Raw genomic sequence first — 16,683 nt, 5'->3', positions numbered from 1 at the left:
TGATGATTTGCGGCGACGCTAAGGTTTTCGGTGACTGGAAGGTCAACCGGCTTTGTTGTCGGCCATACGCCTTCACTTCTTTCGACGTGAAGAGAACCGCTGGACGCAGCGAGCGTCCGCTGACCGCCTCCCAGCTGCAGCCGAAAGGACCGTCGCAAAGATCGCGAATTGACGCCTTGACTTTCCAGCGACCGGAAAGAGCAGCCTTCAATCACGGCTCGAATGCCGACGAACATTGGAGACGGAAAATGCCCGACTGAAATCGACGATAACCTGCTGCCAGGTGGCAGGTCGCAACTCCGGTCATCCGACCGCAGTCAAACCCTCACAAAAAACACTGGTGCGCGCAGCAGTCCGGACATCCCAGCGATGCCGGGCAACGCCCCACCATTGTCCAAGAAACAGAAAGACCTCCCAAATGAAGTCCATCCTCCTCATTGCCGCGTCCATCGCTTTCACCGCCGGTACAGCTTTCGGCTCCTCAAGCGACGGCGTCATCGCCAGCTACAACCACGACGTTCGCGTCATCACACTCGAAGACGGTAGGAGCTTCACGGTGCCGCGCGATGTCGCCGTGCCCGCGCTGCAGGCCGGCGAGAAAGTGTCGATCCAGCTGAATGGCGAAGGAGACCGCGTTACCGCCGTGCTGAAGTCGTACTAGTCGTATCAGCCCGGACGGGGACAAGCGCCACGGAATCCCCCGCCCCGTGGCGCTTGTTTCGTGCCGACCGGGAGCCGGGAGGTCCTGACTTTTTTGGCGTCCTTTTGCCGGCTCAGGGAATTCTAACGAGCACTACCTGGTGAAGCTCTGTGCGTTGCCGGCATCGACGTTGATGATGTTGCCGGTCGACTTCGCCGACATGTCGGACGCAAGGAAGTAGACCGCCTCTGCGATATCCTCGGGAAAGACCGAGCGCTTCAGCATCGAGCGCTTGCGATAGTGCTCCTCGAGGTCGTCGGGCTGCATCGAATAGGCTGCCGCGCGCTGCTCGCGCCATTCTCCGGTCCAGATCTTTGAGCCGCGCAGCACGGCGTCGGGATTGACGGTGTTGACCCGGATCTGATGCTCCGCGCCTTCGAGCGCCAGGCAGCGCGCGAGGTGGATCTCGGCCGCCTTGGCCGTGCAGTAGGCTGCTGCATTGGGTGAGGCGGCCAGTCCATTTTTCGAGGCGATGAAGACGATGTTGCCACCGATCTGCTGCTGCTTGAACAGTCGGAACGCTTCGCGCGACACCAGAAAGTAGCCCTTGGCGAGGATGTCCATGTTGCGGTTCCACATGGCGAGTTCCGTGTCCTCGATCGGCGCCGAGGACGAGATGCCGGCATTCGAGACCAGGATATCCGTGCCGCCGAATTCGACGGCACTGTCGGCATAGGCCGAGGCCACGCCTGTTTCGTCGGTGACGTCGAGGCGGACCGGGCGCACGAAGTCCTTGCCGAATGCCTTGCCGAGTTCGTCATGCGCGGTGGCAAGTGCGGCCTCGTCAATGTCGGCGATGACGACGCAGGCGCCTTCGCGCAGAAGCCTGACGGCCGTCGCCTTGCCGATGCCGCCGGCACCGCCGGTGACGAAGGCGATCTGGCCTGCCAGCGACTTGGGTTTGGGCATGCGCTGCAGCTTGGCCTCCTCGAGCAGCCAGTACTCGATGTCGAAGGCTTCCTGCTCGGGCAGGCCGACATAGGTCGACACCGATGAGGCACCGCGCATGACATTGATGGCGTTGACGTAGAATTCGCTGGAGATCTTGGCCGTTGCCTTGTCTGCGGCGAAGGTGAACATGCCGACGCCTGGCATCAGGTAAACCACGGCGTTGGGGTCGCGCACGGCAGGCGAGTCTGCGTGCTTGCAGCGATCGTAATAGGCCTGGTAGCCGGCACGGTAATCGTCCAGTGCCTTGGGCAGCGCTGCAATCACTGTGTCCACATCAGCCTTCGCAGGATCGAAGTCGATCACCAGCGGCCTGATCTTGGTGCGCAGGAAATGATCTGGGCAGGAGGTGCCGAGGGCCGCGAGATCGCGCAGATGGTGCGAGTTGACAAACTCGAGCACGGCATCGCTGTCGTCGAAATGACCGAGCTTGCGCACGCCCTGCTGCGAGATCATGCCGCGGATGCGCGGCATCAGCTGTGCTGCGATAGCCCGGCGATCGTCTGCCGGCAGCGACGTCGCGACCGCGCCGCCGAAAGCCGATTTGCCCCTTGCCTCGCTTTCGAACCAGCCGATCGCCTTGTTGATGGTGTCGATGGTGGTGGAATAGCACGCCTTGGGCGTGTCGCCCCAGGTAAACAGGCCATGGCTTTCGAGCACGACGCCCTTGGCCGAAGGGTTCTCCAGGCAGAATTTTTCGAGCCAGAGCCCGAGTTCGAAGCCGGGGCGCTTCCACGGCAGCCAACCGATCTCGTCGCCGAAGATTCTTGATGTCAGAGCCTGTGAATCCTTGGCGGCCGCGATCGCGATGATCGCATCGGGATGCATGTGGTCGACGTAAGCCCTTGGAACATAGGCGTGAAGCGGGGTGTCGATGGAGGCGGCGCGGGGATTGAGATTGAAGGTGCAGTGCGGCAGGTAACCGACCATCTCGTCTTCATGGGCAAGGCCACGATAGAGCCCCTTCAGCGCGCGCAGCTTGTCCATATAGAGCGTAGCGAAACCGTCGAGCTTGATCGACGCGCTGTCGCCGCCCGAACCCTTGACCCACAGAACCTCGACTTCTGTGCCCGTCAGCGGGTCCTTCTGCATGATCTTGGACGAGGTGTTGCCGCCACCATAGTTAGTGACGCGCTTGTCCGAGCCCAGGATGTTGGAGCGATAGACCAGCCGCTCCGGCTCGCTCATGGCGGCCGCCCTGGCGTCGTCCCACAGATTTGCAAGCCGCTTGGCGTTGGTGTCGGGCATGTCGGATTCCTCCCGGCGCGAGATCGGGCGCCGCTCTCGTTTGGCCGTAAAATCAGGCCAAGCTATGCGGTTTGTCAATCGCAAAAAGATTGAACTTGATCATTGTGCACCGCATCATGATCTAGTTGCAGCGCGATATGAGCTATTTTCGTCACAATTCGCTTGCGCATCAATTGGATTTGCGTAAGTTAGCTCATGGCACTGCCTTTTCGCGAAGCCATGGGAGGTGTTTTCGTGAACGACCTGGTCCGCCAGCGACAGATCGTCGAGCTTTTGCGCGACCGGCCCTTTGCGTCGGTGCGTGATCTGCAAGAGCATCTAGGCGTTTCCGCAGCCACCGTGCGGCGTGACATCGACAAGATCGATGAGGCCGGCGGTGCCCGCAAGGTCTATGGCGGCATCTCGGCACTTGATGGCGCGGCGCAAGGCACGGCCTTTGCGCGTCCTTATGACGAGAACCGTGATCTGGCCGTCGAGCCCAAGCGCCTGATCGCCGAACTGGCCGCGACCATGGTTGCGGACGGCGACGCGGTCATCGTCAACGGCGGTTCGACTTGCTTCCATCTCGGCGTCAAGCTGGCCGACCGCAATGTCCGCCTGTTCACCAACTCCATGCCTTTGGCGGGTTATCTCGGCGAGCACGGCAAGTGCAGCCTGACATTGGCGGGCGGCGAATTGCATCGCGAGCCAAGGGTCATCTATTCGCCGTCGCAGCCGATCAATTTCTATGCCTCCAAGTTCTTCCTCGGCGCGCAGGGCATAAGCCCTGACGGCCTGCTCGAATCGCATCCGCTGATGGTGCGCTCGATCCAGGAGCTCAGTCACAACGCCGACCAGATCGTCGTCCTCGCCGACAGCCGCAAGTTCACTATCCATGCGCGCAACGTCGCCCTGCCGCTGACACGGCTGGCCATGGTCATCACCGATGACGGCCTGTCTGACCAGCATGCCAAGATGCTCGAGGGCGCGGGTATCGCACTGCGCATCGCGTCCAACGGGGGCGGGGCATGAGCGGGGCGCTGGCGGTCTTCGATCTCGGCAAGACGAACTCCAAGCTGTTCGTGTTCTCGCCCGATGGCACGCTGCTCGACGAACGCCGCACCAAGCCGGTCTGGCATAGTTATCGCGGAAAGAGCGTGCTCGACGACGAGCGCCTGTTTTCCTGGATGAACCATGAGCTGGCCGAGGTTGCAGCGGCCCATGACGTGACCCGGATTATGGTCTCCGCTCACGGATGCGCTTTTGCGCTGGTGCGCGGCAATGAGCTGCTGCATCCGATCCTGGACTATGAACAGGAACTGCCGGAGGCGATTGCCGGCAAGATCGACCCGATCCTGCCAGACTTCTCCGAGACCTACACGCCCTGGCTGCCGCTGGGCTTCTCCATCGCCCGTCACATCTACTGGCTTGAGGTCGAAGAACCCGAAGCGTTCGCCTCCACGGAGGCGATCCTGTGCTATCCGCAATATTGGGTCTGGCGCTTCAGCGGGCGCAAGCTTTCCGAATGGTCCTATCTCGGTGCGCACAGCCAGCTTTGGGCACCGCTCGAACGAGACTACAGCTCGCTGGTCGAGCGGCTCGGCTGGCGTGATCGCTTCCCCGCGATAGCGCCGGCAGGTGCGATCGTCGGAGAGGCCAGCGTCACCATGGCGGATGGCAGCACCCGGGCGATCGCCGTGCATAACGGCGTGCATGATTCCAACGCGGCGCTGGCCTATTACCGCATGACCGGGCTGCACGATTTCACGCTTGTGTCGACCGGCACCTGGGTCATCATCATCAATCTCGACTGTCCGCTCGGCGCGCTCGACCAGGAGCGCGACATGATCGCCAATGTGACGGTCAATGGTGAACCGGCGCCGTCGCTGCGCTTCATGGGCGGGCGCGAATACGACCTCATCAGCGACAACTGGAACAAGTCGATCTCACAGGCCGCAGTCGAGCACGTGATGGAGCGTGGCATCTTCGCCATACCGTCATGGGCGGCCGGCGGACCTTTCCCCGAGACGAAGGGACATATCGTCGGCGGCGACGTCAGCGGCGAGGAGAGGGCGGCGGTCGCCGCACTCTATGTCGCCATGATGACCGACCTGTCGCTCGACCTGATCAAGTCGGAAAATCTCCTGGTCATCGACGGTGGCCTGGCGAAGATCGACCTGTTCACCGCCATGCTGGCGCAATTGCGCCCGACGCAGACGGTCGTGCGTTCGATGAGGAGCGAAGGGTCGGCAACGGGCGCCGCGCGGCACTGGCCTTCAAGGCGCTTGGTCTGAAGCCGTTCGGAGACGAGACCGTGCCGGTGTCGGCGAGCCAGATTCCCGGTCTCGACACTTACCGCGCTCGCTGGCGCGAACTGGCCGACGGCGCGCGCGCCGCTGCCAGGGCGGCAAGGCCTGATGCGAAGGAGGCGAGCCGATGAGCAATTCGACCGCCTATGTCAGCCTCACCGGCATGTCCAAGTCCTTCGGCGGCGTGAAGGTGCTGAAGGACGTCAGCTTCGACGTCCGCCCCGGCGAGGTGCATGCGCTGCTGGGCGAAAACGGCGCCGGCAAGTCGACTTTGATCAAGATGATGTCCGGCCTCTATACGCCAGACGCCGGCACCATCACCGTTGACGGCAGGGAGTTGAAATTCTCCACGACGCGCGACGCCGGCGCGGCGGGCATTGCCACCGTCTACCAGGAGCTGCTTTTGTTTCCCGAGCTGTCGGTGGCGGAAAACGTCTTCCTCGGCAACTATCCGCGCACGGCCACGGGCATCATCGACTGGGCCGAGGTGCGCCGCCGTACCCGCGATCTGCTCGACCAGCTCGACACATTCGACCTCGACGTCGACACCAAGGTTCTGAGCCTGTCGGTCGCCCAGCGCCAGCGCGTCGAGATCGCCAAGGCGCTGAGCAAGAATGCCCGCATCCTGATCATGGACGAGCCGACCGCGTCGCTGGTCGAGTCCGATGTCCAGCGGCTTATGGCGGTCGTCAGGCAGTTGCGCGAACGTGGAGTCGGCATCGTTTATGTCAGCCATCGCATGCCCGAGATCTTTGCGCTCGCCGATCGCGTGACCGTGCTGCGCGACGGCGCCCATGTCGCCACCAGGGACATCGGCGAGGTCGACGAGAACCAGCTCGTGTCGATGATGGTCGGCCGCTCGATCGAAAGCCTGTTCCCGAAAGCGCAAGCCAGCATCGGCGGCACCGTGCTTCGGGTGACGAAGCTCAATCACGGCCGTCATGTGCGCGACATCTCGTTTGCTTTGAGGCGCGGCGAAATCCTCGGCATTGCCGGTCTGGTCGGCAGCGGTCGAACCGAACTTGCACTGACCCTGTTCGGCATGACGCCGGCAACGTCGGGTGAGATCGAAATGGAAGGCAAGGCGGTGCGCATCGGATCGCCACGCCAGGCGCGCGATCTGGGCATCGCCTATGTGCCGGAGGACCGGGGCCTGCAGGGTCTCGTCAAGGCCATGGCCATCCGCAAGAACGTCTCGATGGCAACCATCGAGCGGCTGTCGTCGGGCATTTTCATCAAGGCCGGCGAGGAGGCACAGCGCGCGCTGGACGCGGTCAAGCGGCTCAGCATCCGCTGCCGCAACATCGGTCAGCCGGTCGGCGAACTCTCTGGCGGCAACCAGCAGAAGGTGGTCATCGCCAAATGGCTGGAGACCATGCCCAAGGTGCTGATCCTCGACGAACCGACGCGCGGCGTCGATGTCGGGGCCAAGGCCGAAATCCACACCATCATGGGAGAGCTCGTGAAACAGGGCGTGGCCATCATCATGATTTCGAGCGAGCTGCCTGAGGTGCTCGGCATGAGCGACCGCGTGCTGGTGATCAGCGGCGGCCAGATCACCGGCGAGATCGACCGCGCCGACGCCACGCCCGAGCGCGTCGGCGCCGCCATGACCGCGCATCGCAGCGGTGAGGCGGCATGATGACGACGACCGTCGAAGCGACCGCCCGCTCACGCACGGCCCCTCAGCGCCCCGGCTTCTTCAAGCGGCTTTTCGCCGAATACGGCCAGGAGATTGTGGTGCTTGCCGCCATCGTCGTGCTGTTTGCCGTGGTCACGATGGTCAATCCGCGCTTCATCAGCGCCAACAATTTAACCACCATCTTCTCCGGCAATGCCTATATCGCGGTTGCCGCCATCGGCATGGCGATGGTCATCGTCACCGGCAACATCGACGTTTCGGTCGGCGCGCTGATCGGCGTGCTCGCGACAATCTCGGGGTCGCTTGCGGTCGCGGGCTATCCGATCTGGTTCGCCTGGCTGGCGCCGGTGGTTGTCGGCATGGCGGTCAATGCCATCATCGGCATCCTCGTTGCTTATGCGAGGATACCATCCATCGTCGTGACGCTCGGCGCGCTGTCCATTCTTCGCGGCGGCCTGATCAGCGTCACCGGCGGTACCTGGATCACCGACCTGCCGCCCGACTACCTGATCGCCCAGAAGCAGATCTTCGGACTGCCGGTGCCGCTGGTGTTCATGGTGGTGCTGACGCTGCTTGCCGCATTCTGGATGCGCTATACCGCCTTCGGCCGCTCGCTCTATGCCATCGGCGGCAATGCCGAGGCGGCCCTTGCCACCGGCATCCCGATTGCGCGCCGAACCGTCGCCGTCTTCGTCATCCACGGCGCCTTTGCCGGCCTCGCCACCATCCTGTTCGCCACCCAGTTGCAGGTCATCCAGTCGACCGTACCGCCAAATCTGGAACTTACCGTCATCACAGCTGCCGTCATTGGTGGCGTGTCGATCCTCGGTGGTTCGGGCACGGTGATCGGCTCGACGCTGGCGACCATCCTGTTCGCCACCATCGGATCGGCGCTGATCTTCGTCAACGTCTCGGCCTACTGGCTGCGCGCCGTCATCGGCCTGCTGATCCTGGCAACCGTTTTGGCCGACATGCTGCGCCGTCGCGGCAGAGGGGCATGAGATGAAGCTGAAATCCCTCATCCGTCACGAAACCTTCCTGGCCGTGCTGCTGGTCGTCGTCCTGATCGTGTTGTCGTTCCAGTCGGACCGCTTCTTCACCGTCGACAACCTGCTCAACCAGGGGCGGCTGATGACCGAGATCGGGCTGATCGCGATCGCCATGACCTTCGTCATCGCCACCGGTGGTATCGACCTGTCGGTCGGATCGATCCTTGGCCTGACGGCGATCCTGACTGGCGTGTTCTGGCAGAATGTCGGCCTGCCGCTGCCGGTGGCGGCAACCGCCGCCATTGCAGCGGGAACCTTTGCCGGCTTCGTCAACGGGGTCATCATCACGCGCTTCCGCGTGCCACCGCTGATCGCCACGCTGGCCACGCTCGCACTTTATCGCGGCCTCGCCGAGGGTATCAGCCAGGCACGCTCGGTGCGCGGCTATCCCGAATGGTTCTACGTGCTGGGTCAGAAGGACGTGCTCGGCGTGCCGACGCAACTGTGGATCCTGCTGTTCGCGGCCGTCGTTGCCTCGGTCATCCTCGCCTATACGACCTGGGGCCGCACGGTTTACGCGGTCGGTTCCAACGAAGTCGCCAGCCGTTTCTCCGGCCTGTCGGTCGAGAAGACCAAGTTGGCGCTCTACACCGCCTCGGGCTTCGCCGCAGCCGTTGCCGCCGTCATCTTCGTCTCCCGCGTTTCCACGACACGCTCGGACATGGGCACCGGCATCGAGCTCGACGCCATCACGGCTGTCGTGCTTGGCGGCACCTCGATCTTCGGCGGGCGCGGCACGGTTATCGGCACCATCATCGGCCTTTGCCTCATACAGGCGCTGAAGAACGGCCTGTCGCTTGCCGGCATCAAGGGTGATGGCACGATCATGCTGATCGGCGCCGTACTTATCCTGGCGATTCTCGCCAGCAATCTCTTCGAGAGGAGCGGCACTCGAACCTAGGGAGAGCAACGTCCTTCACTGCCGCTCTACAGTGTCCGGACGATCAATGGAGGATGGAATGCGTAACGTAGTACTTTCCGCGCTCTTGGCCTTGTCGTTCTCGACAAGCCTCAGCAATGCCCAGTCTGGCTGGACGGGCGGCGACGACCTGCCGACCAACCCGCTGGCCTGCGACGCCACGCCCGCGACCGCAGCCGCCAAGCCTTATGACGGCGGCCAGCCGACCAACGCGCCCGACCGCAAAGGCAAGACGATCAAGGTCGTCGACGTGCCGAAACTGGTCGGCATCGGCTACTTCAACGCCACGTCCAAGGGCATTGCCGACGCCGCCAAGGAAATGGGCTCGATGGACGCCAAGACCGACGGTCCGTCCAAGGCCAATATCGACGACCAGATCACGCTGATCGACAACTACATCACCTCGGGCGTCGACGGCATCCTGTTCGCCGCCAACGATCCGGTCGCCATCGCCCCCGTGCTGAAGAAGGCGCTCGGCGCCGGCATCAACGTCGTCGGCTACGACGCCAACTCGTCGCCCGATGCCCGCCAGTGGTTCGTCAACCAGGCCGAGTTCAACGGCATTGCCAAGGCGATGGTCGACTCGATGGCCGCCGAGATCGGCGATGAAGGTGCCTTCGCGATCGTCACCTCGACCTTCACCACGCCCAACCAGGCGCGCTGGATCGCCGAGATGGCAGCCTACCAGACCAAGTGCCATCCCAAGATGAAGTGGCTCGAGACGGTCGAGGCACAGGAAGACAATATCCTGTCCTTCAATCAGTCGAATACGCTCATCAACAAGTATGGCGACGAACTGAAGGGCATCTTCGGCATGACCAGCGTGGCGACGCCGGCCGCCGCCGACGCCGTGACCCAGGCCAAGAAGTGCGGCAGCGTCGCCGTCGTCGGCCTCGCCACCCCGAACGCGATGAAGCCCTATGTCGGCGCCGGTTGCGTCAAGTCGGTGGTGCTGTGGAACCCGGTCGACCTCGGCTATGCCGCAGCCTACGTGCTGCGTGCGGTCGCCGACGGCACGCTGGCTCCCGGTGCGACCTCGGTGAAAGCCGGCAAGCTGGGCGATCTCTCGGTCATCAACGGCTCGGAAATTCTGCTCGGCGCACCGACCGTCTTCAACAAGGACAACATCGGCAACTTCGACTTCTGAGATCGAAACGGGAGACGGCCATCCCCCCGGTCGTCTTCTGATTTCGGGGTTGGCCGGCAGTGCGCTGCCGGCCAACTTCACCCCGCATTTGAAAGGACCGTCGCCATGCCAGAAGCGGCCGGCTGGCAAGCCGAACTCGAACAGCTGAAAGCCGTCTCTGCCCGCATCGGCGGCGACCCGCTGCTGACGCAGGGCGCCGGCGGCAACACCTCGCTCAAGGTCGGCGGTACGCTCTGGATCAAGGCCTCCGGCACCTGGCTGGCGCATGCGCTGGAGCGCGACATCATGGTGCCGGTGGAAATGGCACCATTGATCGCGGCCGTCGAGGCAATCGATCCCGCTGCCGAACAGGCGCATCAGTTCACCATCGCTGCTCTCAACAGCTCGGGCCTGCGGCCGTCCATCGAGACGACGGTGCATGCGCTGATGCCGCAGCGCGTGGTTCTGCACGTTCATTGCGTCGACACCATTGCGCAGGCCGTGCGCGATGACTGCGTCCAACAGGTTGGCCCGCGCCTCGCGGGGTTGAACTGGGCTTGTGTGCCTTATGCGCGGCCGGGCTTGCCGCTGGCGCTCGCCATCTCGGAACATCGCGGCCAGCGGCCCGACGTGCTGATCCTTGGCAATCATGGTCTCGTCGTCGCGGCCGATACGGTGGCGGGGGCGGAGGCCTTGCTTGAGGATGTCAAGGCGAGGCTGCGTGTTGCACCGCGCAGCGCTCCTGCGCTCGATGCTGCTCGCCTCGCTCAACTCGCCGACGGTACGAATTATCGCCTTCCGTCGGCCGATGCCGCGCATGCCGCTGCGACCGACCCCGTGAGCCTGGACCTGGCGGCCAAGGGCAGCCTTTACCCGGACCACGTGATCTTCCTTGGAACCGGCTCCGTCATCGCCCGTGACGGAGAAGACGTCGCTGCAGTGGTCGCACGCTTGGGCACGTCGCCGGTCTCGATCCTGTTTCCCGGAACGGGTATACTGATGCGCAGGGATGCGACGCCGGGCGCCGATGCTATGGCCCGCTGCCTCGCCGATGTCCTGGCACGCGTCCCGGACAATGCGCCGGTACGGGTGCTGACACCGGAAGAGCATCTGCAGCTGACCGACTGGGATGCCGAGAAGTACCGGCAGGACCTCGCCCGCAAGGCCGCGGCCAAGAAGATCGCCTGAGATGAGTACCCCGCTCGCCATCGGCATCGACCTCGGCACGTCAGGTGCGCGCGCCGTGGTGATGACGCCCGGCTTCGAGATCGTGGCGCAGGGCGCGGCCAAACTCGCGGACTTCGGCGCCAACCCGCGCGACCCGAAAATCTGGTGGCAGGCTGTCGAGGTGGCGTTGAAGGCTGTGCTTGTCCAGGTCGACCGCACCTGGGTCCATGCCATTGCCGTCGATGCCACCTCCGGCACGCTGCTGCCTGTCGACGGCCAGGGTGTGCCGCTCGCCGAACCGCTGATGTATGACGACAAGGTCGGTGATCAGGCGTTGCTGGCCCGCATCGCCGCCGTCATCCCGGCCGAAAGCGCGGCCCACGGCACCACGTCGGGTCTGGCCAAGGCGCTGGTCTTCCAATCCGTGCCCGGCGTCGCAAAAATCTTGCACCAGGCCGACTGGATCGCGGGACGCCTCGCCGGTCATTTCGGCACCACCGACGAAAACAATGCGCTGAAGACCGGCTACGATCCGATCGACCGTCATTGGCCGGACTGGCTCGCTGCAGCTGGGCTCAGAACCGCACTTCTTCCACGCGTGGTGGCGCCGGGCGCGCCGATCGAAACCATCGAGCCAACCATGGCCAAGGCCCTCGGCCTGAGCGAAGAGGTCGAGATCATCGCCGGCACCACCGATGGCTGCGCCTCGTTCCTGGCAACCGGCGCCGACAGGCCGGGCGACGGCGTCACGGCGCTCGGCTCGACGCTGACGCTCAAGCTGCTGTGTGACCGGCCGATCTTCGCGCCCGAATTCGGCATCTATAGCCACCGCCTCAATGGCATGTGGCTCGCCGGCGGCGCCTCCAACAGCGGCGGCAAAGTCTTGTCCCACTTCTTTTCCGCAGATGAGATCGTACGGCTGTCCGCCGCCATCGACCCTGATGTTTCGACCGGTCTCGATTTCTACCCGTTGCTCGAACCGGGCGAGCGCTTTCCGGTGCTTGATCCCGCCTGGCCGCCAAGGCTCACGCCGCGCCCCGCCGATGATGCGGGCTTCCTGCAAGCCATGCTCGAGGGCATCTCCACCATCGAGAAGCTCGGTTATGACAGGTTGGCCGAACTCGGTGCGCCGGCTCTGCAGTCCATGCGCAGCCTCGGCGGCGGGGCATCCAACCCAGCCTGGACCGAGATCCGCCGGAACAGGCTCGGCGTGCCGTTCCTGTCGGCGCATTCCCAGGAGGCCGCCGCCGGCACCGCACGACTGGCGCTCATCGGCCTCGAAGCCGTGGGGGACCTGTGATGTCCGCCCTCCAGCTTGCAGGCATTCACGACCTGGCCGAGCGCTTCGACGTCTTCATCCTCGATCAGTTCGGCGTGTTGCACGACGGCGTGGCGCCTTACCCTGGCGCGATCGAGACGTTGGTGCGGCTGCAGGAGCTTGGCAAGCGGACGCTGCTTCTGTCCAATTCGGGCAAACGTTCGGCGCCCAACGAGGCACGGCTGGCCAGACTCGGTTTCGTGCCCGGCAGTTGGGATCATTTTCTCTCCTCGGGTGAGGTCGCCTGGCAGAGCCTGCGCAAGCAGCTCGGCAGCGAAGCAGGCCTGCGCTGCCTGCTCATCGCCCGCGATGGCGACCGGTCCGCCGTCGAAGACCTGCCGCTGACTTTGGTCGAAACGGGCGAAGAGGCCGACATCGTCCTGCTCTCGGCCAGCGAGGGCGACCGTTTCGACCTCGCCCATTACCGGCGGCTGCTTCAGCCTGCGGCTGCGCGCGGCGCAAGATGCCTGTGCACCAACCCCGACAAGATCATGCTGACTTCGGTCGGACCGCGCTTCGGCGCCGGACGCATCGCCGAACTCTACGCCGAGCTTGGCGGCGAGGTGACCTGGATCGGCAAGCCGTTTCCCGAAATCTACGCTGCTGCGCTCGATATGCTCGGCAATCCCGACCCGGCGCGCGTCGTCTGTGTCGGCGACAGCATCGAGCATGACATATCAGGCGGGCAAGGGGCTGGGCTGCGGACCGCCCTTGTCATGACCGGTGTGCTCGAGACGAGCAGCCAGGCCGAGCGCGAACAGCAGTTTGCCGAATACGGTGCTACCCCGGACTTTCTGGTGCGGACATTTGCGTGGTGAAGCCGCGCGGGAGGAGGATGTGATGGAGACGATGATTTCAGGCGACGCCGTCGAAAAGAGCAATGCCGGCAGGGAAAGGGCCTTGCGTGCCGACTTCGCCTCGCTCGGCGAGCAGCTCGACCGCCGCGGCATCGCCATCGACGCCATCCTCGCCAGGGTCGAGGCTTTCGGCGTCGCCATCCCGTCCTGGGGCGTCGGCACCGGCGGCACGCGCTTCGCCCGCTTTCCCGGCCAGGGCGAACCGCGCGACGTGTTCGACAAGGTCGAGGATTGCGCCGTCATCAACCAGCTGACGCGTGCGACGCCGACCGTCTCGTTGCACATTCCCTGGGACAAGGCGGACGCCAACAGGTTGAAGCAGGCAGCGGCGCGTTTTGGCCTCGGATTCGATGCAATGAACTCCAACACCTTCTCCGATGCTGTGGGGCAGAGGCAGTCCTACAAGTTCGGCTCGCTCAGCCACGCCGACGCCGCCGTCCGCCGTCAGGCGGTCGAGCACAATATTGAATGCATCGAGATCGGCCGGACGCTTGGGTCGAAGGCGCTGACGGTGTGGATCGGCGACGGCTCCAACTTCCCCGGCCAGGTCAATTTCGCCCGTGCCTTCGAGCGCTATCTCGAGGCGATGAAGGACATCTATGCGGCGCTGCCTGGCGACTGGCGGCTGTTCACCGAGCACAAGATGTACGAGCCGGCCTTCTATTCGACGGTCGTGCAGGATTGGGGCACCAACTACATCATATCAAAGGAACTGGGCGACAAGGCCTATTGTCTCGTCGACCTTGGTCACCATGCCCCCAACGTCAACATCGAGATGATCGTCTCCCGACTGATCCAGTTCGGCAAGCTGGGCGGCTTCCACTTCAACGACTCGAAATATGGCGACGACGATCTCGATGCCGGATCGATCGACCCCTATCGCCTGTTCCTGGTCTTCAACGAACTGGTCGACGCCGAGCTTTCCGGTGCCAAGGATTTTCACCCTGCGCACATGCTCGACCAGAGCCACAACGTCACCGACCCGATCGAAAGCCTGATGCTGTCGGCCGTCGAGGTTCAGCGGGCCTATGCCGCCGCACTGCTGGTCGACCGCAAGGCGCTCGAAGGCTTTCAGGAAGGCAATGACGCACTGATGGCGACGCAGACGCTGAAGGCGGCCTACCGTACTGATGTCGAGCCGATCCTTGCCATGGCGCGGCTGAACCGGGGCGGCGCCATCGATCCGGTCGCAGCCTACCGTGCCAGCGGTTACCGCCAGAAGGTCGCGGCCGAGCGGCCGGCGTCGGTCGGCGGTGGCGGCGGCATCGTCTGAGGGGGTCAGGACATGCCCGAGCGCATCGCCTTCCGCATGGTCCTCAATCCGGGCCAGGCAGCCGAGTACGAGAAACGCCACGACGAGATCTGGCCGGAGCTCAGTGCTGCGCTACGCGAAGCGGGCGTGTCCGACTACACGATCTGGCTCGATCCCGAGACCAATCACCTGTTCGCCACGCTGGTCCGCACCGATGACCACGATATGGACAGGCTGCCGCAAACCGAGGTCAACCGCCGCTGGTGGGACTTCATGGCCGACATCATGCAGTACACCGACCGCGACGAGCCGCTGGTCGTGCCGCTGCGCAAGGTTTTTCATCTGGAGTAGACAATGACTGACAAGGCACTGCGCGAGGAGATGGTGTCGATCTGCCGGCGCATGAATTCGAGCGGTATCAACCAGGGCACAGCAGGCAACCTTTCGGTGCGGTCGGGCCGCAGCTTCCTCATCACCCCGTCGGGTATGCCTTACGATATCATGGGCCCTAATGACATCGTCGAGATGGATTTCGACGGCACCTATGTCGGCCGCCGCCCGTCATCGGAATGGCGTTTCCACCGCGACATACTCAAGGCGCGCGAGGACATCAGCGTCGTTCTGCATTGCCATTCGGTCTATGCGACGACGCTCGCTTGCCACCACAGGACCATTCCGTCGTTCCATTACATGACCGGCGTTGCCGGCGGCACCACCATCCGCTGTGCCGCCTATGCCACCTTCGGCACCCAGGCGCTGTCGGACAACGCGCTTGTTGCGCTGAAGGATCGGCTCGCCTGCCTGCTCGGCCAGCACGGCCAGATCTCGCTCGGCACCAACCTTGAACACGCGCTGTGGCTGGCAATCGAGGTGGAGACGCTGTCGCGCATGTACGTCCAGGCGCTGACGCTTGGCGAGCCACCGATCCTCTCCGACGAGGAGATGGAGCGCGTGATCGAGCAGATGCGCCGCATGAGCTATGGCCTGGCACCGGATGCGGACGGCACCAACGACGTCGCCCGGCCGCGTTAGGCAGACGCGATGCTGCGGAGTCTATCTTGGCTCATGCCGCACGGGCGATAGCGGAGCCGCTTTCATCGAACAGCGACACTCGATTGCCGTCAATGGCGATGCCGACCGTCTCGCCGATGCGGACTGATGTGTCCGCAGGCGCGTTGACGTTGATCAGGCCGAGGCGGTCGTTGCGGATGAAGACGCTGGTGCTGCCGCCGAGATATTCGGCGACCTCGACCGTGCCGCGGCAGTTGCCGTCGTCGGGGGCGACGAGCGACAGGTGCTCGGGGCGGGCGCCGAGCTGGGTCGGCCTGCCAGCGAAGGTGAGGGACAGCGCGCCCTGCCCGGACAGGTCGAGCCTGCCGTCACCTGAAGGGGCGCAGGCGAGCACGTTCATTTTGGGGCTGCCGATGAACTGGGCGACGAACAGATTGGCGGGCCGCTCGTAGAGCTCGTGCGGACTGCCGTGCTGCATGACGCCGCCTTCCTTGAGCACGACGATGCGGTCGGCCAGTGTCATCGCCTCGACCTGGTCGTGGGTGACATAGACCATGGTGGCGCCGAGCGAGCGGTGCAGCTTGGCGATCTCCAGCCGCATGTCGACGCGGAGCGCTGCGTCCAGGTTGGACAGCGGCTCGTCGAACAGAAAGGCGACCGGCTGGCGCACGATGGCGCGGCCGATGGCGACGCGCTGGCGCTGGCCGCCCGAGAGCTGGCGCGGGTAACGATCGAGCAGATGGGTGAGCTTCAGCGTGTCGGCGGCCTGGTCGACCTTGGCCTTGATCGCATCCGGTGAGAGTTTCGCCAGCTTGAGCCCAAAGCCCATATTCTGGCGTACGGTCATATGCGGATAAAGCGCGTAGGACTGGAACACCATGGCGAGCTGGCGCTCGACCGGCGGCGCCCTGGTGACGTCGCGGCCGTCGATCAAAAGGTGGCCGGAGGTGGTTTCCTCGAGGCCGGCGATCATGCGCAGCAGCGTGGACTTGCCGCAGCCGGATGGGCCGACAATGACGACGAACTCGCCATCTGAAATGTCGAGGTCGAGATCCCTGATGATCTCGGTGCCGCCGTAGCGCTTGCCGGCTTTTTGGAGCGAAATCGTACCCATAGAATCCTCCTGGAAACTCTCTTCTGCACATCGCGCATGCCGAA

The 16,683-nt window shown here is 64.0% G+C and carries 15 protein-coding genes; 13 read left to right on the top strand and 2 right to left on the bottom strand.

Features of this window, described 5'->3' with window-relative positions:
• The first annotated feature begins 418 nt into the window (after positions 1-418).
• Positions 419-661: a DUF1344 domain-containing protein gene (locus tag SLT36_RS29120; protein ID WP_432289141.1), complete on the top strand. Its 243-nt coding sequence runs from the start codon at positions 419-421 to the stop codon at positions 659-661.
• Positions 662-793: 132 nt separating this feature from the next.
• Here SLT36_RS29120 and SLT36_RS29115 read toward each other — a convergent pair whose 3' ends face one another.
• Positions 794-2,896, bottom strand: coding sequence for a bifunctional rhamnulose-1-phosphate aldolase/short-chain dehydrogenase (locus tag SLT36_RS29115; protein ID WP_432289139.1), 2,103 nt, complete (start codon positions 2,894-2,896; stop codon positions 794-796).
• A gap of 234 nt (positions 2,897-3,130) precedes the next feature.
• Between SLT36_RS29115 and SLT36_RS29110 the strand changes: the two genes are divergently transcribed.
• From SLT36_RS29110 to SLT36_RS29055, 12 genes are all read left to right on the top strand, one after another.
• The gene (locus tag SLT36_RS29110) at positions 3,131-3,907 is read left to right on the top strand and encodes a DeoR/GlpR family DNA-binding transcription regulator (protein ID WP_067968385.1); all 777 of its coding nucleotides are present in this window, start codon (positions 3,131-3,133) and stop codon (positions 3,905-3,907) included.
• Positions 3,904-5,169, top strand: coding sequence for an FGGY-family carbohydrate kinase (locus tag SLT36_RS29105; protein WP_432289137.1), 1,266 nt, complete (start codon positions 3,904-3,906; stop codon positions 5,167-5,169). The genes SLT36_RS29110 and SLT36_RS29105 overlap by 4 nt, the downstream gene beginning before the upstream one ends.
• A 142-nt stretch (positions 5,170-5,311) precedes the next feature.
• Positions 5,312-6,826, top strand: a complete 1,515-nt coding sequence (locus SLT36_RS29100) for a sugar ABC transporter ATP-binding protein (protein WP_067967180.1) — start codon at positions 5,312-5,314, stop codon at positions 6,824-6,826.
• Complete coding sequence (locus SLT36_RS29095) at positions 6,823-7,827, top strand: ABC transporter permease (protein ID WP_067967181.1); 1,005 nt, start codon at positions 6,823-6,825, stop codon at positions 7,825-7,827. The genes SLT36_RS29100 and SLT36_RS29095 overlap by 4 nt, the downstream gene beginning before the upstream one ends.
• Position 7,828: 1 nt before the next feature.
• Positions 7,829-8,776 (top strand): ABC transporter permease, encoded by a 948-nt coding sequence (locus SLT36_RS29090; protein ID WP_432289136.1) that lies wholly within the window; start codon positions 7,829-7,831, stop codon positions 8,774-8,776.
• A gap of 58 nt (positions 8,777-8,834) precedes the next feature.
• On the top strand, positions 8,835-9,941 hold the full coding sequence (locus SLT36_RS29085) for an autoinducer 2 ABC transporter substrate-binding protein (protein WP_432289135.1): 1,107 nt from the start codon (positions 8,835-8,837) through the stop codon (positions 9,939-9,941).
• A gap of 105 nt (positions 9,942-10,046) precedes the next feature.
• On the top strand, positions 10,047-11,108 hold the full coding sequence (locus SLT36_RS29080; protein ID WP_067967192.1) for a class II aldolase/adducin family protein: 1,062 nt from the start codon (positions 10,047-10,049) through the stop codon (positions 11,106-11,108).
• 1 nt (position 11,109) lies between these two features.
• Positions 11,110-12,387 (top strand): FGGY-family carbohydrate kinase, encoded by a 1,278-nt coding sequence (locus tag SLT36_RS29075; protein WP_432289133.1) that lies wholly within the window; start codon positions 11,110-11,112, stop codon positions 12,385-12,387.
• Entirely contained in the window at positions 12,387-13,223 is an 837-nt protein-coding gene (locus SLT36_RS29070; protein ID WP_432289131.1) for a TIGR01459 family HAD-type hydrolase, read from the top strand. Before SLT36_RS29075 ends, SLT36_RS29070 begins: the two co-directional genes overlap by 1 nt.
• A 22-nt stretch (positions 13,224-13,245) precedes the next feature.
• On the top strand, positions 13,246-14,535 hold the full coding sequence (rhaI, locus tag SLT36_RS29065) for an L-rhamnose catabolism isomerase (protein WP_432289129.1): 1,290 nt from the start codon (positions 13,246-13,248) through the stop codon (positions 14,533-14,535).
• A gap of 12 nt (positions 14,536-14,547) precedes the next feature.
• The gene (gene rhaM, locus SLT36_RS29060) at positions 14,548-14,865 is read left to right on the top strand and encodes an L-rhamnose mutarotase (RefSeq protein ID WP_192320604.1); all 318 of its coding nucleotides are present in this window, start codon (positions 14,548-14,550) and stop codon (positions 14,863-14,865) included.
• 3 nt (positions 14,866-14,868) lie between these two features.
• Positions 14,869-15,546: a class II aldolase/adducin family protein gene (locus SLT36_RS29055; protein ID WP_432289127.1), complete on the top strand. Its 678-nt coding sequence runs from the start codon at positions 14,869-14,871 to the stop codon at positions 15,544-15,546.
• Positions 15,547-15,577: 31 nt separating this feature from the next.
• On the opposite strand, the gene SLT36_RS29050 is transcribed toward SLT36_RS29055, so the two are convergent.
• A complete protein-coding gene (locus SLT36_RS29050) occupies positions 15,578-16,639 on the bottom strand; it encodes an ABC transporter ATP-binding protein (protein WP_432289126.1) in 1,062 nt (353 codons plus the stop codon).
• Positions 16,640-16,683 lie beyond the last annotated feature (44 nt).

It is taken from the genome of Aminobacter sp. BA135, assembly GCF_050859125.1.
GTDB classification, from domain to species: Bacteria; Pseudomonadota; Alphaproteobacteria; order Rhizobiales; family Rhizobiaceae; genus Aminobacter; species Aminobacter ciceronei.
This window is presented reverse-complemented; position numbering and strand designations above follow the sequence as displayed.